The following is an 18798-nucleotide window of genomic DNA, read 5'->3' on the forward strand; positions in this document are numbered from 1 at the left end:
GGTCACCGTGGTCCTGGAAAGCCCTTCCGCAGCGGGGATTTCGGGGCATGTCGGGGCATTCCGGGGCAGCTTGGGGCAGATCATCCACAGACCCCGTTTTCGTGGTCGCGGACGGTGTTCGGGCACCTACAGTTACCGCCATGCCAGAGCCCAACGAACTGCTGCGAGCCGCTCGGGAGCGGACGCCGTCGCGGCGCGCACCCGGTGAGCAGATGTCCCGGGCCGAGCTCGCGGAGGCGGTCTGCGCCTGGCTGTGGGAGACGACCGAGACCAAGTACGAACTGGACGGGCACTACGTCGCCAAGCTCGAACGCGGTGCCGTCCGCTGGCCCGGTGCGGCGTACCGCGCCGGCCTGCGCTTCGTCCTGAACGTCGCCGACGACAGCGAGCTGGGCTTCCTCCCACCGGGCGGACCCGGCACCATCGACCCCGAGCCCGGCACCAGTTCGATGATCGGTCTGGAGGACGACCTGGTGCAGGCCGGCGACGAGTCGGTCGCCCTGCTCGCTCTCGCCGAGGAGTCGAACGTCGGTGAGCTGACCGTCGAGCAGTTGCACGCGGACATCCTGCGGATCACCCAGAACTACCTGCGCACGCCGACCAAGGCCCTGTTCATCCGCAGTCGCGCCGTACGGGACCGTGCCTTCCGCCTGCTCTCCGGACGCCAGCCACCGAACCAGACCCGCGACTTGTACGCCACAGCCGGCTGGGCGCTCACGATGCTCGGCTGGATGGCGGTGGACCTCGGCCGGCCGGACGTCGCCGAGAGCCACACCCGGACCGCCTGGGCCTGCGCCGATGCCGCCGATCGCGACGACCTCCGCGCCTGGGTCCGCGCCACGCAGCACACGGCCGCGTTCTGGCAGGACGACTTCGCCCGGGCGGCGTCGTACGCACAGGACGGCCTGCAGTACGCCCGCGGCAGCTCAACCCTGTTCCTGGCCAGCGCCTCCGCAGTGGATCTGGCCCGCTCGGGCCAGCACGCCGAAGCCCGAGAGGCCCTGACCATCGCCAAGCGCACCACGGTCCGCACCGACGTCCCCGAGCTCGGCGGCCCTTTCCTGTGTACGCCGGAACGCGCAGCGGGCATCTGGTCCGACGCACATCTGGCACTCGGCGAAGCGGCGGAGACGTTGAAGCACGCCGACCACGGCGTCGCGATGTTCGAGGCGGCACCGCACGCGGTCCGCAACTTCGGCTCCGAACGCATGGTCCGGCTGCAACTCGCCAAAGCCCACCTGCAACTCGGTGAACTCGACGGCGCGACCGAAGCAGTCTCCGCAGTCCTCAGCACACCGGTCGAGTACCGAGTCCGCCCCCTCATCCACCGAATCAGCGAGGTCGCCGCCCTCACCCGGATGAGCCGGTACGCGACCGATCCCAGCGCCCGCGCGCTGCACGACGCGATCCGCGTCCTCACTCGTCATCCCGCCAGCCGGGCGACTCCCACCAAGTAGGTGATCACGTTGTTCGACGAAGTCCGCGACTACTGGGCCTCGCGGCCGGGATGGCGCGACGGCCGTTCCTTCTACACCTGGCAGGTCACGTTCGCCGATCGGCCGGAGATCGCCGCGCTGCATGCGTCGTACGCACATCTGTTCGATGACCTCCCCGGATTCACGCCCGTCCCACTGGAGTGGCTGCACTTGTCCTTGCAGGGTGTCGGCTTCACCGACCGCGTGCCGGACGCCGATCTGGCCGACATCGTCGATGCCACCCGCCCTCGCCTCGCGGTCGTCGAGCCGTTCCCGGTCACCATCGGCCCGGCCACCCTCGGCCCCGAATCCATCCAGCTCCCGGTCCGCCCGGCCGAACCTCTGCAGCATCTGCGTGACTTGATTCGGGCCGCCTTCACCGACATCTGGGGCGACGACGCGGTTCCGGAGCTTCCCGGCCTCGATCCCCACCTAGCCCTTGCCTATAGCAACCATGCCGCTCCGGCCGCGCCACTGGCGGCCCGGCTACTGGATCATGCACCGGTCTCCACGGCGCTCAGCATCACCACCGTCTCCCTGGTGACCCTTGTCCGGACCCATCACCACTACGCCTGGACCCCGCACACCACCGTGCCCCTGGAGCAGGTCGCTAGCGCTCATGAGGCCAGTCGCCGGGATTCCTCCACATATCGCGGATGACACCGTCGAGCACTCCGTCGTCGAGCCAGACGTCGCCTCTCGCCGTACGGTGTTTGCCTTTGTGGAACTCGCCCAGGAGGCAGCGCAGTTCCGTCGCCTGATGGACGGCGTCGCAGCGCAGACCGACCGCCCGTTTCAGCGCCTCGGCGAACTCATGCCGTTCATCAGGCGTCGCACCGAGCGCCTCGACCAGTACGTCGAGACGGGTCGCATCGATTCTGCGTTGGCCCGACATCCAGCCTTGCAGGCTGGATTTCGAGCACCCGGTGCGTTCCGCCATCTTCCGCAGTGAGTCGCAGCCCGACCGGCTGGCCAACGCACTCAGAGCGGCGCCGAAGTCCTTCTGCGAGTTGACCGACCGAAGTGTCTGCACGAACGAGTCACGCCGATCGAGCGCCAGCAGACCCTCCCGCCATTGCTGGTCGATGCGTTGCCAGAACATCACCTCCGGCACGCCCCTGGGCTCCGGCCGCAGCCGGCGTTCTCGCTCGGCCTTGCCGGTCGCGTCCCACAGAACCCACCAGCCGTTGAGCGCGTCGCCACTGACGCCGCAACCCTTGAGGTACGCACGCGTCAACGGCCAGTTGGGCATTTCTTTGCCACCGGCAGCACGGACCACGCGGCTGTGGTCGTAGCCACACCGATCGCCCAGGTCGCGCACGCTCACGCGGGCATCGACGCGCACAGCCTTGAGCAGCTGCGCGAAGGCCCGCAGATAGTAGTCAGGCGGTTGCGGGGCAACCCACGACTCCGCGGCTGCCACTTGACTCACCGACGGCCGGCGACACCGACGGTCAGGGCAGTGCTGACCGCCGCGGCCACCGTGACGAGCGCTGCAAGGGAACTACTCACCGTCGGGAGGTCCTCTCCAGCGCGCATCAGCTCGACTGCAAGACCGATCACCGAGGCGAAGACCGCCAGCCTCAGCACGAGGATGACGATGACCAGTACCGGTGTCCGCGCGCGCTTCGGGCGGGCGGCCTGGGGGCTTCTTGACATGGATCCACTCCAATCTGCACGTGCATTTGCACATGCACAACACCCTTCGACACAGGAAGCTACAGAGGGTTAGCAGGAGTGGTAAAGCCGGAGAAGGCCCGATCTGGTGCGCTTTTTCCCTGCCCGGTGCGCCTGTTGGTGCGGCTGTAGGCGCCTGACCTGCGAAAACAGGGCAAATGCCGTCCCATGGCTGTCCCAGAGGGCTCCCTGAGCTAGCTGGCGTACGCGCGGATTGAGACGACGTGGGCCCGGGGGGTGCCGTTGGTTGCGACGGCTCTCAAGCGGAGGGCGGTTGCTGAGATGGAGACGTGGTGGCGGTTGGTTCGGTGGTGGTTGTCCTCGACCGTGGCGATGGGTTGCCAGGGGGTGTCGTCGGTTCGGGCTTCGAGGACGTAGGTGTGGAGGAGGGTGGGGAGGACGTCGAAGGGGGTGCGGTGGTGGTGGAGGTTGATGAGGTCTTCTTCGACGTCGGCGTCGAGGATGACGACGATCTCGGTGAGGTCGACGGGGGTCGGCCAGGTGAGCTGGATCCAGGGTTCGGGGTCCCAGGCGAGGTCTTCGGAGGACCACAGTTGGGGGCCGCCGTACGGGCGGGAGTAGCCGCCGACGACGTTCGAGGCGGCGTACGCCGAGGTGTCGCCGAGCCGGAGGCAGAGGCCGGCGCGCGGGAGGATGTGTTTCCAGGAGCGGAACTGCTCGGTCCATTGCTCGTCCGGCGCCGGGTCGCGATGAGCGAAGAAGATCGTGCCGGGCAGAGCAGTGTTGGCCGTGTGGACGGAGATGGCCGAGTTCTGCCGCAGTACGACGATCGCGTTGCCGTCGCGCCATTCGAGGGGTACGTCGATCCATCGCTTCTCACCAGCCGCGACGGGCACCGTGCACGTGTCGAGAAGAGCCAGCGGCAGGTAGTTCTGCGGCTTCAACGGATCGTGGAGCTCGACCGTCAGCGACGTATCCACCGAGGCGTCCACCAGCAGCGACAAACCATTCGGCGACGGAAGCACCATCGCGATGTCGGTGGTCAGCGGCAACATCCCGGAGGAGACTTCGACCGCCGGGTGGGTAAGCGTAGAGGAGGCCGAAACAGTGGCGGCCAGGGCGAGGTTGGCTGGATCGTCGTCGATGACGCCCAGGACCGACGCATCCGCCCGCTGCAAGGCCCGCCGCATCAGCTCGAACCGTTCGGTCGCCAGCTCCCGCGGTGACAACCCGTTGCCCAACGCAACGGCCGACGCGATCCCAACGGCCTCCCCCAGTACGGCGCACGTCGCCATCACCCGCGTCGTACCGAAGGCCACGTGACTGGCGCTGATGTTCCGCCCAGCCATCCACAGATTCGACACGTTCCGCGAATACAGGGAGCGCAACGGGATGTGATAGTTCCCGTCCGGATGCCAATGCTTCGAGCCGCGCTCGGAGGAATACACCCCGCCAGGCGGATGCAGATCGATCGACCACCCACCGAAGGCGACCCGATCCTCGAACAAAGTCTGTCCGAGTACGTCGTGCTGCGTCAGCACGTGATCCCCCAGGAATCGCCGGTACTCGCGCTTCCCCGGTACCGACCCGATCCACTCCAGGGTCAGATTCTCAGCGTCAAACAAGCCGGAGTTCTTGATGTAGTCCCAGATCCCGTAGACAACGGCCTGCAACTCGTCCCGGATCCGCTCGTTGTCGTCGACGACATCCAGCTCGCCACCCCACTCGATCCACCAGTAGGAACACCCGTTCAGATCGGACCGGATGATCCGCCGGGTGGGGATCGCGGTCTCGGTGATGTCGCGCGCGAACGACGGCGGCACGAACCGCACCGGCCCCCCGGTGTCCTTGGTGTAGAAGAGGATCGTGCTGCCCAACGTGTTCCCGTCCGGGACGTCGGGAGCCCACGATTCGCCGTACAAGGATCGTGGCTCGCGCCCGGTGCGGAAGTCTGCCCCGGCAAGGAAACCGATCAGTCCGTCGCCCGAGCAGTCGGCGTACGCCGGGCTCACGAACCGAATCACCTTCTCCGACCCCATCTGCCACCCGGTGACCGACCGGATCATCCCGTCCGAGGCGTCCACCGTCCGCACGTCCGTGTTCAGGAACAGCGAGATCCGCGGCTCCGCCCGGACCGCCTCCAGCAGGACGAGGTCCCAGTAGTACGGGTTCCCCTCCGGGTTCCGGTACTGGTTCTCCACGAACAGCTCGCCCATGATCCCGGTCTCGCGGGCGAAGTGCTGGACGCCGTGCGCGGTCGCCCCGCACACCCACACCCGCACCTCGCTGGAGGAGTTGCCGCCGAGCACCGGCCGGTTCTGGACCAGGGCCACCGTGCTCCCCTGCCGGGCCGCGGCGATCGCCGCGCAGATTCCGGCGAGGCCGCCGCCGACGACGGTCAGATCGGAATGGACGTCGAGCTGCTGCATAGAGGGACCTTTCAGGTGTCTGGATGGACGACGGGTTGCCCCGGACCGTTCGGGTGGTTGGCGGTGAGGTGATCGGGGACGCGCTGCGCGACCAGGACGAACAGCAGCCCGGCCGTCAGTACGTCGCTGGCCCGGCCGGCGAAGAACTCGGTCCAGTTGGTGCCGTCCGGCGTACCGGTGTCGAGGGTGACGTCGGCGAGCCGGGCGATCGGGGAGTCGACCTCACCGGTGATCGCGACCGTCAGCGCACCCTCGGCGCCGGCCCGGCGGACGTACTCGAGGGTCGTCGGGTCAACGCCGGACCGGGTGACGACCAAGGCGACATCGCCGTCCCCGAGCAGTCCCGCGCCGATCTGGGACGACTGCGGTCCGTCGAAGAACCACACCGGGATGCCGATCCGCAGCAACCGGATGTAGAGCTCCCTGGCCGGGATCGCGTCCCCCCACTCCCCATAGATATGCGTACGGCGAGCGCCCGCAATCGCATCGGCGACACGGGTGGCCTCGGTCAGGTCGATCGCCGCCAACGCGTTCCGCAAAGCGTTCGCCTGGGTCGACGCGAGCACGTTCAGGACTTGCTCGGGCGGATCCGCCGGGCCGATGGCCATCCCGATGTCACTCGCCCAGCCCGCCTCCATCCCGCGGCCGATCTCCATCGCGAGCGCGGCCCGGAGCGCCGGATACCCGGCGAATCCGAGCTGTGTGGACAGCCGGGTGACTGTCGCGGCCGAGGTCTGCGCGGCCTCGGCCAGCTTCGTGATCGACCCGCGCGCGACCTCGTCCGGGTTCGCCAGGATGTGTTCGGCGACCCGCTGCATCGCGCCGTGCAACTCCGGCATCGCGCGCTTGACCAGCTGCAACGGGCTCGGGCTACCAGCTCTGTCCATAGCTTCCACCCCGCGATCATCACGTATAGACGAACTGGGCGCTCGCCACACCGTCGGCGTCGCTCACCACCCGCACCCAGTGCGCGCTGAACCCAGGCGGGAACACATGCGTCCGAACCTGTCCCGGCTCCACGGTCAACGATTCGACTGCGCCGAACCGCCCATGCCCGTGGAAGTCGATCTCCACAGTCACAACCATGGGCCGCGAGGAGAAGTTCTCCAGATGCAGGCACTTCGCGTCGAACCCGGTCATCAAGTACGGATCCGACGGCTCACCTGCGACCACCGGCGTCTCCCACCACGGGCCACCCCACCCGGCCGGCTTGCCGAAGTTCCACAGGTCGTCGGTCTTTCCGAACCACAGTCCGGACTGTGGTTCCGCCGTGGTCGGGTTGAGCCCATGACTCGGTGACGCGTTGTCCGCACCGGCGACGAGCATCCCGCGCCAGGAGCAGAAGTCCCCGAGCACCCAGAGGTGGGTCGAGATCGGCCGGACGCCCCAGATCCTGCCGCCGTACGCCCACGGCGACAGCTCGTAGAACATCCCGTGGTGGTCGAGCAGCAGCCGCTCGTGCTCGACCTCCCGGATCCGCGGCCACTCGGTCTGCCACTTGTGGTCGAAACAGTGCGATGCCTTGGGCAGCCGGTAGCGGGTCCATTTCTGATCTGCCTCGGTGAACACCTCGAGGATCGCCGACGCGCGATCCCAGCCCGCGGCGAAGATCGTCCCGCCGAACTCGTGCCGGCCGCCAATCGCGGTGAACGGGTCCTCCCGGAGCACCTGCCACGAGGTTCCGTCGTACTCCGCCAACCGGCCACGCGACCGTTCACCGGCCCACTCGGGCTCGGAGTACTCGTTGGAGCAGACGACGAGCTGGCCAAACGACGTGTAGCAGTCCTTGTAGTGGACCCGCATCTCGCCGTCGGTGCCGAGTTCGTCGTTGAGGTCGAAGAGCTGCGTGCATTCGTACGTCGTCAGGTCGAGCTCGAGCAGCTCACCTTCCATGGCGAGCACGTAGACATGCGTGTCCGGCTTGGTCAGGTGGCGCGACGTACCGCAGACCCGCAGTGGCTGCAACTCCGGGATCGTGACGATCTTGTGGTCGGCACCGATCACGTGCGGCCCGAGGACCAACTGAGAGGTCGGGAAGTGCACGAACCGGTTGGTGTAGGTGCCGTCCACGCCGAGCGTCTCGGGCACGATCTCCATCGACAGGTCCGGCTCGATCCGGCGCAGGCTCACGCCCGCACCGGAGGGCGCCTTGTGCGAGTTGTAGTTCTGGACGTAGAGCTTCCCGTTCCACGGCATCAGCGAACCGACGCCGAGCTCACTGCGCGGCGGACCGAAATCGCCGATCTGAGCCAGATGCGGGAAGACACCGGAAACATTCATTTGATCCCCGTATGAGTCATCGCGGCGATGAACCGGCGTTGGAGAAGGATGAAGACGATCAATACCGGCACGATCGAGATCACCGACGCGGCCATGGTCAGGCCGGGTGCGATCTGGCCCTGCTCGTCGACGAAGTCGGTCAGGCTGAGCGGCAGCGTGTAGCGATCCGGGTTGCTGATCAGCACCAGCGGCGTCTCGTAATCGTTCCAGGACCAGACGAACGCCAGGATGCCGAGCGCACTCATCACCGGTGTTGCCAATGGCAAGTAGATCCGGGTGAACACCTGCCACTCGTTCGCGCCGTCCATCCGGGCCGCCTCGGCGAACTCGGCCGGCTGGCTGACGAAGAACTGGCGCATCAGGAAGGTGCCGAGCACGGTGAACATCCCGGGCAGGATCAGCGCCCACAGGGTGTCGTAGAGCCCGAGCTTCTGGAAGTAGATGAACCGCGGCACCAGCAGCAACTGCGCCGGGATGATCGCAGTCGCGAGATAGAGCAGAAACAACTTGTCCCGGCCCTTGAACGACAACCGCGCGAACGCGTAGCCGGCCATCGTCGCGGTGACGAGTTCCCCGGCCACCCGCAGTACGGCGACGAAGACGGACCGGCCGAACGCGGGCAGCACCGAGGTCGCACCACTCAACACCGTGCTGAAGTTGTCCCACTGGAACGGATCCGGGATCCACTGCATCGGGATCCGGTAGGCGTCCACGTCCGCCTTCAGCGCGGTCGACAGCATCCACGCGAACGGCGCCAGGAAGGCGATCGCGAGGATCCACAACGGGATACCCCAGAGCCACTTCGATTTAGTCATGGAGAGCTCTCCCTCGCTGGGCCCGCCAGGTCACCAGGGTCAGCGCGAGTACGCCGATGAACGTCACCAGGCCGATCGCCGACGCGTAGCCGAACCGGTAGAACTGGAAGCCCGTCTGGTACATGTAGTACGAGATCGTCGTGGTCGAGTCACCCGGACCGCCCGCGGTGATCAGCGCGATCAGCCCGAAACCCTGGGACGCACCGATGATCAGCGTGACCAGCAAGAAGATCGTTGTCGGCAGCAACGACGGCCAGGTGATCACGCGGAACTTCGCCCACACCCCGGCCCCGTCGATATCGGCCGCCTCGTACAACTGCCGCGGCGCGTCCTGCAGCGCCGACAGATAGATCAGTGAGCAGTACCCGACACCACCCCAGACCGCCATCACGATCAACGCCGGCAGCGCCCAATGCGATGACGCGAACCACCCCGGCTGCAGACCGAACACGTCGAGCACCTGGTTGACCAGACCGGCCTTCGGGTTCATCAGCATCAACCAGGTCATCCCGATCGCGACCACGTTGACGATGTACGGCAGGAAGAAGATCGCCCGCAGTACGGCGCGACCCGGTAGCGGCCGGTTCAGCGCGATCCCGAGCGCCAGCCCGAGTACGACGGTCAGCGGGACACTCACCCCGACGTACACCAGGGTCAGGCCGACCGCCCGCCAGAAGCCGGGGTCCTGGGCGATCGCGACGAAGTTGTCGAGACCGTTGAAGGTGATGCCGCCCAGACCGGACACCAGGTTCCAGTCGGTGAAGGCGAGCACGATGACGCTGATCAGCGGGATCAGGGTGAAGGCGACGACCCCGAGCAGGTTCGGCGCGATGAAGAGGAACCCGATCCAGCCTCCCGGCCTGATCCCGGACGCCTTCCCGGTCCGGCCGGACGGCTCAGGGCTCTTGGCGACGGTTTCCTCAGCCGTCGCGACCGTGGCGGTGGCCATCAGGACCTCCTCTCATTACGGGCGATCGCCGCGTCGGCGAGCCGCCGTACCTCACGAATGGCGACGCCCGGATCCTTCTCGCCCAGCCAGCACAGGTCGGTCTGCTGTCTCACCGCGAGGCTGATCTCGGGGAACCCGGTCAGCCGGGTGTCGGTGGCGAGTTTGGGTTCCGCGTCCAGGACGACGCGACGGAACGACTCGACGTCGAAGAAGGTGTCCGGCTCCTTGCCGAGCATGCCGGTGATCACCTGGTCGTCGGTGACGTTGCCGAGGGTGGGCAGCTTGCCGGCCTTGAGCATCGGCGTGGACCCCTCGGTGACCCAGAACTTCACGAACTCCCAGGCCGCCTCGAGTTTCGGCGACTTCGGGTTGATCATCACGAAGTTGCTGTAGCTGCCGCCGTTCCAGTCCTTGCCGTCGACCGTCGGCGGCGGTGCGAACGAGACCTTGAAGTCGTGCGGGTACTTCTTCGGGTCGTACAGGTACCGCAGGTTGAACGGTGCGGTCGACCAGAGGTGGAACTCCTCACGGAGGAAGGAGTTCTGCTGGTAGGCGTTCAGGTTCCGCGACAGCACCTCGCTCCACGGGAACGCGGACCCCTCCGCGATCATGTCTTGGCCGAGCCGCAGGCCCTGCTCGAAATGCGGATCACCGAAGTTCGAGTGATCGCCGTCGTACCAGTAGTTCGGGCCGAGGGCGATCCGGGCGACGTCGGGGATGCTGTAGGCACCGATCGTTTTCCCGGTCGTCAGACGCTGGGCGGCACGGCGGTAGTCCTCGATCGTCCACTGCCGCGGCAACTCGACGCCGGCTTGCTGTCTGAGCTTCTCGTTGAAGAGGACGAAGTTCGGCTCGCGCGCGGTGGCAAGGGCCTTGACCTTGCCGTTCTCGATGTACGCCCGCGGCTGGACGGTGTCCAGGAAGGGTTTCAGGTCCGGGTCAGCGGTGACCCGGTCGGTCAGGTCCGCCGCCAGTCCGGACCCGGCCCGCAGCGCCATCGACGCCTGCGAATAGGTGAAGTACACGTCGATGTCGAGTCCGCCCTGCAACGCGGTGTCCAGCTTCAGATTGCCGCGAGCGTCGTTCACGAACCGCGTGTAGGTCACCTTGTACTGCGGGAACTTCTGCTGGAACGCCTCGACCACAACCGCCGGGCCGGACGCGGCCGGTACGCCGCCCCACACCTGCAGCGCACTCGACCGCGCACCGCCGGACGAACACCCCGGCACGACCGCCGCGGCCGCCGCCGCGCCCAGCCCGGCGAGCACCTCCCGCCGTGAAAATCCTTTGCGCCTCACACTCCACCTCCCGCCAGATTGCGCAAAAGATTAGCGAGAGTGGCGGGTGTTGCCTAGTCCTGGTGCAAATCTTTTTCAGGACGGCGGGGGATGCGTGCCGACGAACGGGTAGTAGTCCCGTCCGTGGCCTCCTCTGTGCCGCAACCGCGGTGGACTGAATGATCAGCCGGGCACGACTACCCGTTCGTCGGTACGCCATTCCGTTGCGCAACCGCACTCCGGACGGTCGCGACCACCCAGTCCGGATCACCCAGCACCTGCTGATAGGTGAACCTCAGGACGAGCCAACCGTCCGCGACGAGGTCGTCGTACCGGCGGCAGTCGGCGGCGAAGTCCCCGGCCGAGCCGTGGAACTCGTAGCCCTCAGCCTCCAAGGCCACCCGCGCCAGCCGGTGCCCCAGGTCGACCCGCACCCTCAAGCCGCCTAGGTCGACCAGGACCTGCGGCTCGAATCCGTCGATACCGGCCGACACCAGCAGGCTGCGTAGCATCGACTCGAGAAAGCTCTCGGAGTGGCCATTGGCAGCCGCTGCGACCTGGACCGCGTTCGGCCTACCTGGCCCCCGCATCGCGATCGCCGCGGCCTGTAGTTCTTCATGAGCCAGCCGCCCCCGGGAGAGCGCTGCGTCGGCCACCGCGAGCGCCTCACCGAACGGCAGGATCCGCGCGCAGTCCAGGACGGTTCGCAGCAACGAGGTCCTGCGCCGGCTCCGGTCAGCCGGTGCGGTGGTGCCCCAGTGCAAGACCGCAGGCGGTCCGGATCGGGCGTTGCGGTTCATCGGCAAGGTGATGTGCGGCTTCGGCGGCGCGACGAGCAGCGGCAACTGCCAGCCAGCGGCCGCAGATGTGTGCGAGATGACTCCGTCGTAGGCGATCGCCGCGGCCAGCTCCACCGCGAGGCCGGGCATCCCGTAGATCCCCCGCGTGAGCCGCTCGACGTCGCCGTTCCGGAGTGCGGCCGCCAGCGCGCGCCGGGAGGTCGCCCGAACCAGCTCGGCGGACGTCGCCCAGCCGCCATGCCGGACCAACACTTCCACAACGGACGCCACCCCAAGATGCTGCCTGAGTCCGGGAGTTTCCTGCGGGAGTTATCCACAGGGATTGAAGGACGGGTAGTAGTTCCCGCTCGGCACCTCGGACAACGCCTGGCGTTGCGCCGCGAACCGATCGAGCGAGGACTACTACCCGTCCTTCGGTACGGGTCAGAGGGTGCAGTTCACCAGGACGGGTTCGTTGACCAGGGTGATGCCGAAGGCCTGCTGGACCTGGGCGCGGATGTGGGCGGCCAGACCGAGGATCTCCTTGGCGGTCGCGTTGCCCCGGTTGGTGAGCGCCAGCGTGTGCTTGGTGGACACCGACGCGGCGCCGATCGCGAAGCCCTTCGGCACACCTGCGTGCTCGATCAGCCAGGCCGCGCTGGTCTTCACCCGACCGTCGGGTTGCGGCCACTGCGGCGCACCGGCCGGTACGTCGGACGCCGTGTCGAGGATCGGGTTGGTGAAGAACGACCCGGCGCTCCACGTGTCGTGGTCGGCCTCGTCCAGGACCATCCCCTTGCCGCGCCGCAGCCCAAGGACGGCTTCGCGTACGTCGGTCATCGGCGCGCGCGATCCTGGGTCGACATCCAGTACACGAGCCAGCTCGGCGTACCCGACCGGCGCGGACAAGTCGCCGAGCTTCAACTGGAAGGCCACCTCGAGTACGACGTACCGCGACGGATCGGCCTTGAAGCGCGAGTTCCGGTAGCTGAAGCCGCAGTCGGCCGCGAAGATCGTCCGGACCTGGTTGTCGACCCGATCCCAGACCCGGACCGACGCGATCGTCTCGGCCACCTCGTGACCGTAGGCGCCGACGTTCTGGACCGGTGTGGAGCCCGTGAGGCCCGGGATGCCGGACATCGACTCCAGGCCGCTCCACTCCTCGGCGATCGCCCGTTGGACCACCGCGTCCCAGTCCTCGCCGGCCTGGATGTGGACCATCGCCCCGGAACACATGTCCGCGTCGACCCGGATCCCGCGGGTGGCGATCTTGATCACGGTCCCGCGGAACCCGTCGTCGCCGATCACCACGTTGCTCCCGCCGGACAGCAGCAGCACCGGCTCCCCGGCGGCGTCGGCGTCACGGACGGCGGTCACCAGGTCGTCCTCGGTGGTGACCTCGACCAGCTTGTCGGCCAGCCCCCCGATCCGCAGGGTGGTGAAGTCGGCCAGGCGTACGTGGGTCTTCACTGGACGCGCACGACCGCCCTGGCCCGGCCGAGGACCTTCTCCTCGCCGGCGATCGCGGTGATGTCGATCTCGGCCAGCCCGTCCGCGACCTTGTCCACCTTGGCCGAGAACGTCACGCTCGCGCCCTTGTCGTCATCAGGTACGACGACCGGCTTGGTGAACCGTACGCCGTACTCGACCAGGTCGGCCGGGTCGTCGAGCCAGTCCGTCACGACGCGGACCGCGGACGCCATGGTGAGCATGCCGTGCGCGATCACCCCGGGCAGGCCGAGCGCGGCCGCCATCCGGTCGCTCCAGTGGATCGGGTTGAAGTCCCCGCTGGCGCCCGCGTACCGGACCAGATCCTCACGCCGGAACGTGACAGTCAGCGGCGCCAGCTCGAGGCCGGCCTCAGCGGTCTTCATGCGTCCGCCCGGTTGTGGGAGATCGTGGAGGTCGAGGTGGCGATCGGCTCGCCATCGACAGTGGTCAGGGCGGTCTCGTACATGATCACCTCGACGTCACCGGCCTTGCGCACGGTGGTGATGGTCGCAGTCGCGGCGATGTCGTCGCCGGCCTTGATCGGGCGGGTGTAGGTGAACTTCTGCGCACCGTGCACGATCCGGTCCAGCCGCAGCCCGAGCTCCTCGTCGTTCAGCAGCTGCTCCAGCGCCCGGCTGCCGAGCATGAAGGCGAAGGTGGGCGGTGCGATCGCGTCAGCACCCCGGTACGCCGGGTTGGCATCGCCGATCGCGTCGGCGAACTCGCGGATCTTCTCCCGGCCGACCTGGTAGGACTCGGCGGCCGTGTAGCTCCGGCCGACCATCGTGGCGTCGATCGTCATATCCGGTAACCCTACTGGCAGACTTGGGCGCGGAGTGCCGCTACCCACTCACTGTGAGACCGAACTGGGGAAGGTTGAACGTGACGGCAGTGACGGCGCTGGCCAGGTACGCGCCTCGGTACGAACTCGAAATCGGGGAGCCGACGGGCTCCGACTGGCTCCGAGTCGACCGGGTCCTGGAGCCGGACAGCCCTGAGCTCACCGAGCTCCTCAAGCGCGACCACGACGCCAGCGGGCACACCTCGGCCCACGCGAACGCGCTCAGCTTCATGTCCTTCTACGCCGGCCGAGCCCCCGCGACCGCCCTGCTGCTGTGGGCCCTCGAGGGACATGTCCTCGACATCCGCCCGCACAACCTCTGGGTCCGCCCCCACGACGGCCACGGGCTCGCCGCTGTCGCCGTACGCTCCGCCCGCTACCTCCCGGGCGGCCTGGAGACCCTGTACGACGTGGTGCTCCGGCAGCACCTGCTACCACTGTCCGCCGAGCTCCACCGCCGGACCCGAGCCGGCCTCCGCCAACTCCACGGTGGTGTGGCGGCCGGCTGCGCGATGGGCTTCTGCGCCGCCACCCGCGAGCAGGAGACAGTGTCCCCCGCCTACCTCCTGGACCGCTGGCAGACCTTCGTCACCAGAGCCCCCGGCGGCCTGTCCCGGCTGGGCGACGTAGAGCAGGCAGCCGGCAAGCTCGTCTACCTCCGCAACACCTGCTGCCTCTACTACACCAGCGAAGCCGCCCCCAAGACCCTCTGCGGCTCCTGCTGCCTGACCCCTCGCGACGAGCGCCTGGCCGCCTACGAGGGCGGGCGCCCGATCCTGACGGTCTGATCCCGGGCACGGCAAAGGGCCGCTTCGGGTGTCCGAAGCGGCCCTCGCGAAGTGGCTGGGGTCAGCGGGTTTCGCGGTGGTCGGTGTGGTCGTTGCAGCGGAAGCAGTACTTCTTCAGCTCAAGACGATCCGGGTCGTTACGCCGGTTCTTCTTGGTGATGTAGTTGCGCTCCTTGCAGACGGTGCACGCCAGCGTGATCTTCGGGCGGATGTCGGTTGCCTTGGCCACTGCTGCCTCTTCTTGTTCATGAGTGCGCAACTTGGGTGATCGCACTCTCGAGTTACCGCGTTGGTGGGTAGCGGGGGCGGGAGTCGAACCCGCGACACCACGATTATGAGCCGTGTGCTCTAACCACCTGAGCTACCCCGCCGAGAGAGTCCGTCATCTCACCCGGCGGACCGGGTGAGATGTCGTGCTCAGAGCCCCTTTACGGAATCGAACCGTAGACCTTCTCCTTACCATGGAGACGCTCTGCCGACTGAGCTAAAGGGGCGGGCCGAGGAGAGAGATTACACGGTCCGCTGCCTCGATGTGAAATCGAGCCAGACACACCCTGCAGGCCCCTCAGTCCGTCCCGGAAAGCATACCGGTTCCCCGGAGTGCTCCCGACCAGTTTTCAGCCCAGTACGGCGTCATCCGCGGAAAAGTCGTCCGAGGCGTCCGCAGGCGGGTTCTCCAGGTGCCACTGGACCGACTGCCGCAGGGTCTCGACTGGGTCGGCAGGCGCCCATCCGAGCACCGTCCGCGCCTTCCACGAGTCCATCAGCAGATGCTGGTCCACTGCACCGGTGAGTGATAGATCGTCCGGCAGCAGGTCGTCCCGGACCCGCACCAGCTCGACGTCCGATCCACCCGCCGCGGCCAGGATCTGCTCGGCGAACAGCCGGTACGGCGCTGTGACCGGCTCCACGATGTTGAACGCCTCACCCCGATGGTCACCGGCCAGCGCGAGTGACACGGCCGCCGCGACATCACCGACGTACACCCGGCTGAACAGGAACTGCCCGGACCCGATCGGAATCCGTTTCCGGCCGGCCCGCACCCGCCGCAGGACGAACTCGAACCGCCGCTGGTAGTCGTGCTCGCCGTACACCGCCCCCAACCGCAGCACGGTCGCTCCCCGCGGCAGGTACCGCTCCTCCATCTCCAGGTTCTCGTACTGCGGCCCGTCCACGAACCGCCTCTCCCGTAGCGGAGAGTCCTCCGTCAACGGCAGCCCGTCAGTGGTCCGGTCCGAGTGCAGACCGTCGTACGCGCGATAGACGTCACCACTGGAGATCGCCACCAGCTTCACCGACGGCCCTACCGCCCCCAGCGCCGCCTCGGCCGCCGCAGCGTTCATCCCGGAGACGTCGACCAGCCCCTCAACCCCGAACGGCTCCAGCGCCGCAGCCAACGCCGGACCGTCGTGCCGATCGACATGCGCATGCGCGACAGCAGCCAGGTCGGAAGGCTCATGCTCACCCCGGTGCACCACCAGCACCTCATGCCTCTCCCCCGCCAGCCGCTCCACCACAGCCCGACCGATAAACCGAGTCCCACCGAGAATCGCAATCCGCATGACCCAGTCCTACCGGCTCCCCCGATCCCGGTGAAGCACTGTCTGCGTCAAGCAGACGCCCACACCCGGCTCGGGTACGACGTTCGCAGTACCGGCATCACCTCTGTGACGAAGGTCTCGACAGAGGCCCGGTTCTCTTCCTCCGGGAGGCCTGCGACCTCGAGCGATATGCCGGACAGCTCGTGGCCGAAGGCCTCCTGGTAGCGGCCGAACTTGTCGATCACCTGCTCCGGCGACCCCACCAGCACCGACCCACCCGCCAGGAACTCCTCCAGCTTCTGGAACGGCAGCTGGTTGTGCCGAGCCCCCGGTGAGTCCATGAACGCGTCGAAGATGGGTCGGTACCCCTCCACTGCCTCCTGCGAGGTCTTCTTCACGTACAGCCCGTTGAAGCCGGCCCCGACCACAGCATCGGCCGGGTCACGCCCGTACGCCTGCCACCGCTCGCGGTAGTGGCGGATCAGGCCGGCGTACTTCGTCAGCGGGTGGAACCCGTTCGCCGAGAACAAGGGGTCGCCCCAGCGAGCAGCCAGCTCAGTGGACTCGGTCGACGACGCAGAGCCGTGCCACAACGGGATACCGCTCGGGCGATACGGCCGAGGCTGGGTAGTCGCCTCCACCAGCGCCGGCCGGTAGGCCCCGGACCACGTCACGTCCGTCTCCCGCAGCAGCCGCCGCAGCAGCTCGTACTTCTCCCGGTTCCGATCCCACTGCCCTTCCAGGGAGTAGCCGAACAGTGCGTTCTGGTCCGGATCGTTGCCCTTCCCGATGATGATGTCGAGCCGCCCGCCCGACAGCTGGTCCAGCGTCGCGTAGTCCTCCGCCACCCGCACCGGGTCCAGCAGCGACAGCACGGTGACCGTCGTCAGCAGCCGGATCCGCGACGTCACCGCCGCGATGTACGACAGCACCACCGGCGGAGACGACGAGATGAACCGCTGTGCGTGCCGCTCCCCGACGCCGTACGCGTCGAACCCGAGCTCCTCCGCCCACTGCGCCTGCTGCACGACGTGCTGGAACCGCTGGTACGGCGTCAGCTGCACCCCGCTGATCGGGTCCGGGGAGTTGTCGATCAGCGTGTAGGTACAGAACTTCACCGGACCTTCTTCTCGCCGGCTGTGATGGGGAGGGCGAGGCGGTTGCCGGGGACCGGGGCCGGGCAGGTGCCGTACTGCGTGAAGGCGAACGGCAGGTTGATCGTGCGGTTGAAGTCGATCAGGACCGAGTGGTCCTTCTCCACTACCCCAGTGGTCACCGTGCGCCAGGGAGCTGTCTCCTCGCCGTTCGTCTTGTCGTGGAACGACAGTGTGAGCCGTCCACTGCCGGCAGCCGTCGCCACCAGCTCGTACGCCGACCCGCCCAGCGCCACGTGGACAGTGCCGACCGCAGTGACGTGCTGACGCAGGTCATCGCGTGCTGTGGCGACCTCCACCCGCTCCGGCTCCGGGTACGGCGTGTAGTACGCCCTCACCACCCAGTCCGGGTTCAGTGGGTACGTCGGTACGCCGCTGAACCCACGCCGGGTCGACGCACGTGGATCTCGCTGCCGAACGGCGTACCGTCCTCCTCGCAGCACGAGCTCCGCGAGACGGTCGCCGTACAGCAGCCAACTCAGTGAGCCCGCCTCGGGCATACTCGCCGACGTCTCGCCTTGCACTGGTTCACCGCCGAGAGTCAGCTCGCCGCCCGACTTCACGTACGCCCGCTCACTGTCGGCCCACCACTTGCCCGGCAGACCGCGGATCAGACCAGGTGCCGAGGGCAACCAATCGAACGCGACGATGCTGAGCCAGCCGTAGTCGGTGTCAAGGTCCCGCTCGCGGGCGGCATGCCAGGTCTGCCAGTCCTGTTCCAGGTCGGAGACGACAGTCATGAGGCCAGGTCCTTTCGGGTGGTCTGCTCGCGGTGTGCCACGATCAGCGGGATCGAGCGGAACGCCCAGATGTAGCCCCAGGCAACTACTTGCAGGAACGGGCTGGTCGACAACCGCATCGTCGCGATCACCGCACCGAGCGCGAACCCGAGCACCGTCCCGGTGGGTCGGCGGCATGCGGGGCGGAGGTGAGCGAGGTTGTCGACACGGGTTCTCCCTGGCGGTGGGCAGGCTTCGCGGGCGCTCGGACGCCCTGGATGCGGGCACGGCGCGGCAGACGTCCGGTGGCCGGACGCCGTCGTACGGAAAGTGCTGTCGGGTCAGCGCAGACAGAGGGCGCTGGAGACGCGCAGGAGGTCGATGTGGAGGCGGTAGTACGGCAACTCGCGTGTCATCCGCTTCCTCCTCGGTCGCTCCTGAATCGATCGGTGAATCCAGTATGGGTCGACTTTGAAAGTTCAGTAACTTGATCGACAAACCTCTCAATATATGGACGGCTTATACCGGTATCGAAGGGCTGCTCAGCGCCATCCGCGGCGTGATCCGCATCACGTCCGCGTTCAACTATCCGGTCGTCCGGTTCACGCCTGAGCTTCTACGC

21 protein-coding genes and 2 tRNA genes are annotated in these 18798 nt (G+C 67.4%); 3 read left to right on the forward strand and 20 right to left on the reverse strand.

Annotation, left to right across the window (positions count from 1 at the left end; all coding sequences use genetic code 11):
* Window positions 1-140 precede the first annotated feature (140 nt).
* Together V9K99_RS11310 and V9K99_RS11315 are read left to right on the forward strand one after the other, a co-directional pair.
* A complete protein-coding gene (locus tag V9K99_RS11310) occupies window positions 141-1457 on the forward strand; it encodes a hypothetical protein (protein WP_337003909.1) in 1317 nt (438 codons plus the stop codon).
* Window positions 1458-1466: 9 nt separating this feature from the next.
* Window positions 1467-2135 (forward strand): 2'-5' RNA ligase family protein, encoded by a 669-nt coding sequence (locus V9K99_RS11315; RefSeq protein ID WP_337003911.1) that lies wholly within the window; start codon window positions 1467-1469, stop codon window positions 2133-2135.
* Here the strand turns inward: V9K99_RS11315 and V9K99_RS11320 are convergent.
* From V9K99_RS11320 to V9K99_RS11375, 12 genes are all read right to left on the reverse strand, one after another.
* Window positions 2086-2898, reverse strand: a complete 813-nt coding sequence (locus tag V9K99_RS11320) for a helix-turn-helix domain-containing protein (protein WP_337003913.1) — start codon at window positions 2896-2898, stop codon at window positions 2086-2088. The two genes, V9K99_RS11315 and V9K99_RS11320, sit on opposite strands and share 50 nt — an antisense overlap.
* A gap of 5 nt (window positions 2899-2903) precedes the next feature.
* On the reverse strand, window positions 2904-3134 hold the full coding sequence (locus tag V9K99_RS11325) for a hypothetical protein (RefSeq protein ID WP_337003915.1): 231 nt from the start codon (window positions 3132-3134) through the stop codon (window positions 2904-2906).
* A gap of 212 nt (window positions 3135-3346) precedes the next feature.
* Complete coding sequence (locus V9K99_RS11330) at window positions 3347-5542, reverse strand: FAD-dependent oxidoreductase (RefSeq protein WP_337003917.1); 2196 nt, start codon at window positions 5540-5542, stop codon at window positions 3347-3349.
* Between the two features lie 11 nt (window positions 5543-5553).
* A complete protein-coding gene (locus V9K99_RS11335) occupies window positions 5554-6429 on the reverse strand; it encodes a MurR/RpiR family transcriptional regulator (protein ID WP_337003919.1) in 876 nt (291 codons plus the stop codon).
* A gap of 19 nt (window positions 6430-6448) precedes the next feature.
* A complete protein-coding gene (locus tag V9K99_RS11340; RefSeq protein ID WP_337003921.1) occupies window positions 6449-7822 on the reverse strand; it encodes a hypothetical protein in 1374 nt (457 codons plus the stop codon).
* Complete coding sequence (locus tag V9K99_RS11345; protein WP_337003923.1) at window positions 7819-8637, reverse strand: carbohydrate ABC transporter permease; 819 nt, start codon at window positions 8635-8637, stop codon at window positions 7819-7821. The genes V9K99_RS11340 and V9K99_RS11345 overlap by 4 nt, the downstream gene beginning before the upstream one ends.
* Complete coding sequence (locus V9K99_RS11350) at window positions 8630-9586, reverse strand: carbohydrate ABC transporter permease (RefSeq protein ID WP_337003925.1); 957 nt, start codon at window positions 9584-9586, stop codon at window positions 8630-8632. Before V9K99_RS11350 ends, V9K99_RS11345 begins: the two co-directional genes overlap by 8 nt.
* On the reverse strand, window positions 9586-10884 hold the full coding sequence (locus V9K99_RS11355; protein ID WP_337322866.1) for an ABC transporter substrate-binding protein: 1299 nt from the start codon (window positions 10882-10884) through the stop codon (window positions 9586-9588). Before V9K99_RS11355 ends, V9K99_RS11350 begins: the two co-directional genes overlap by 1 nt.
* Before the next feature lie 176 nt (window positions 10885-11060).
* Window positions 11061-11933, reverse strand: coding sequence for a DUF559 domain-containing protein (locus tag V9K99_RS11360; RefSeq protein WP_337003928.1), 873 nt, complete (start codon window positions 11931-11933; stop codon window positions 11061-11063).
* A gap of 153 nt (window positions 11934-12086) precedes the next feature.
* Window positions 12087-13112, reverse strand: a complete 1026-nt coding sequence (locus tag V9K99_RS11365) for a UDP-N-acetylmuramate dehydrogenase (protein ID WP_337003930.1) — start codon at window positions 13110-13112, stop codon at window positions 12087-12089.
* Window positions 13109-13516 (reverse strand): MaoC/PaaZ C-terminal domain-containing protein, encoded by a 408-nt coding sequence (locus V9K99_RS11370; RefSeq protein WP_337003932.1) that lies wholly within the window; start codon window positions 13514-13516, stop codon window positions 13109-13111. Before V9K99_RS11370 ends, V9K99_RS11365 begins: the two co-directional genes overlap by 4 nt.
* Complete coding sequence (locus V9K99_RS11375; protein WP_337003934.1) at window positions 13513-13935, reverse strand: FAS1-like dehydratase domain-containing protein; 423 nt, start codon at window positions 13933-13935, stop codon at window positions 13513-13515. Before V9K99_RS11375 ends, V9K99_RS11370 begins: the two co-directional genes overlap by 4 nt.
* An 80-nt stretch (window positions 13936-14015) precedes the next feature.
* Here V9K99_RS11375 and V9K99_RS11380 point away from each other — a divergent pair, with 80 nt between their 5' ends.
* Entirely contained in the window at window positions 14016-14762 is a 747-nt protein-coding gene (locus V9K99_RS11380) for a hypothetical protein (protein WP_337003936.1), read from the forward strand.
* Between the two features lie 61 nt (window positions 14763-14823).
* On the opposite strand, the gene rpmG is transcribed toward V9K99_RS11380, so the two are convergent.
* From rpmG to V9K99_RS42730, 8 genes are all read right to left on the reverse strand, one after another.
* The gene (rpmG, locus tag V9K99_RS11385) at window positions 14824-14991 is read right to left on the reverse strand and encodes a 50S ribosomal protein L33 (RefSeq protein WP_337003938.1); all 168 of its coding nucleotides are present in this window, start codon (window positions 14989-14991) and stop codon (window positions 14824-14826) included.
* A 68-nt stretch (window positions 14992-15059) separates the two neighbouring features.
* Window positions 15060-15133 (reverse strand) — tRNA-Met (locus V9K99_RS11390).
* A gap of 50 nt (window positions 15134-15183) precedes the next feature.
* A tRNA-Thr gene (locus V9K99_RS11395) sits at window positions 15184-15256 on the reverse strand.
* A 123-nt stretch (window positions 15257-15379) separates the two neighbouring features.
* Window positions 15380-16324, reverse strand: a complete 945-nt coding sequence (locus V9K99_RS11400) for an NAD-dependent epimerase/dehydratase family protein (RefSeq protein ID WP_337003940.1) — start codon at window positions 16322-16324, stop codon at window positions 15380-15382.
* A gap of 47 nt (window positions 16325-16371) precedes the next feature.
* On the reverse strand, window positions 16372-17421 hold the full coding sequence (locus V9K99_RS11405) for an LLM class flavin-dependent oxidoreductase (RefSeq protein ID WP_337003942.1): 1050 nt from the start codon (window positions 17419-17421) through the stop codon (window positions 16372-16374).
* Window positions 17418-18197, reverse strand: coding sequence for a DUF1684 domain-containing protein (locus V9K99_RS11410; protein ID WP_337003944.1), 780 nt, complete (start codon window positions 18195-18197; stop codon window positions 17418-17420). The genes V9K99_RS11405 and V9K99_RS11410 overlap by 4 nt, the downstream gene beginning before the upstream one ends.
* Window positions 18194-18352 carry a hypothetical protein gene (locus V9K99_RS11415; RefSeq protein WP_337003945.1) on the reverse strand — a complete coding sequence of 53 codons (159 nt, stop codon included), beginning with the start codon at window positions 18350-18352 and terminating at the stop codon, window positions 18194-18196. The genes V9K99_RS11410 and V9K99_RS11415 overlap by 4 nt, the downstream gene beginning before the upstream one ends.
* Before the next feature lie 165 nt (window positions 18353-18517).
* Window positions 18518-18592: a putative leader peptide gene (locus tag V9K99_RS42730; protein WP_370452436.1), complete on the reverse strand. Its 75-nt coding sequence runs from the start codon at window positions 18590-18592 to the stop codon at window positions 18518-18520.
* Between the last annotated feature and the right edge of the window lie 206 nt (window positions 18593-18798).

The sequence above is a fragment of the Kribbella sp. CCNWLW201 genome (assembly GCF_037203805.1).
In the GTDB taxonomy this organism is placed as follows: domain Bacteria; phylum Actinomycetota; class Actinomycetes; order Propionibacteriales; family Kribbellaceae; genus Kribbella.

Coding starts and splice junctions, on each gene's coding strand:
- V9K99_RS11310 (WP_337003909.1), top strand. CDS start 141: ATGCCAGAGCCCAACGAACTGCTGCGAGCCGCTCGGGAGCGGACGCCG.
- V9K99_RS11345 (WP_337003923.1), bottom strand. CDS start 8,637: ATGACTAAATCGAAGTGGCTCTGGGGTATCCCGTTGTGGATCCTCGCG.
- V9K99_RS11350 (WP_337003925.1), bottom strand. CDS start 9,586: ATGGCCACCGCCACGGTCGCGACGGCTGAGGAAACCGTCGCCAAGAGC.
- V9K99_RS11375 (WP_337003934.1), bottom strand. CDS start 13,935: ATGACGATCGACGCCACGATGGTCGGCCGGAGCTACACGGCCGCCGAG.
- V9K99_RS11410 (WP_337003944.1), bottom strand. CDS start 18,197: ATGACTGTCGTCTCCGACCTGGAACAGGACTGGCAGACCTGGCATGCC.
- V9K99_RS11335 (WP_337003919.1), bottom strand. CDS start 6,429: ATGGACAGAGCTGGTAGCCCGAGCCCGTTGCAGCTGGTCAAGCGCGCG.
- V9K99_RS11340 (WP_337003921.1), bottom strand. CDS start 7,822: ATGAATGTTTCCGGTGTCTTCCCGCATCTGGCTCAGATCGGCGATTTC.
- V9K99_RS11330 (WP_337003917.1), bottom strand. CDS start 5,542: ATGCAGCAGCTCGACGTCCATTCCGATCTGACCGTCGTCGGCGGCGGC.
- V9K99_RS11325 (WP_337003915.1), bottom strand. CDS start 3,134: ATGTCAAGAAGCCCCCAGGCCGCCCGCCCGAAGCGCGCGCGGACACCG.
- V9K99_RS11400 (WP_337003940.1), bottom strand. CDS start 16,324: ATGCGGATTGCGATTCTCGGTGGGACTCGGTTTATCGGTCGGGCTGTG.
- V9K99_RS11370 (WP_337003932.1), bottom strand. CDS start 13,516: ATGAAGACCGCTGAGGCCGGCCTCGAGCTGGCGCCGCTGACTGTCACG.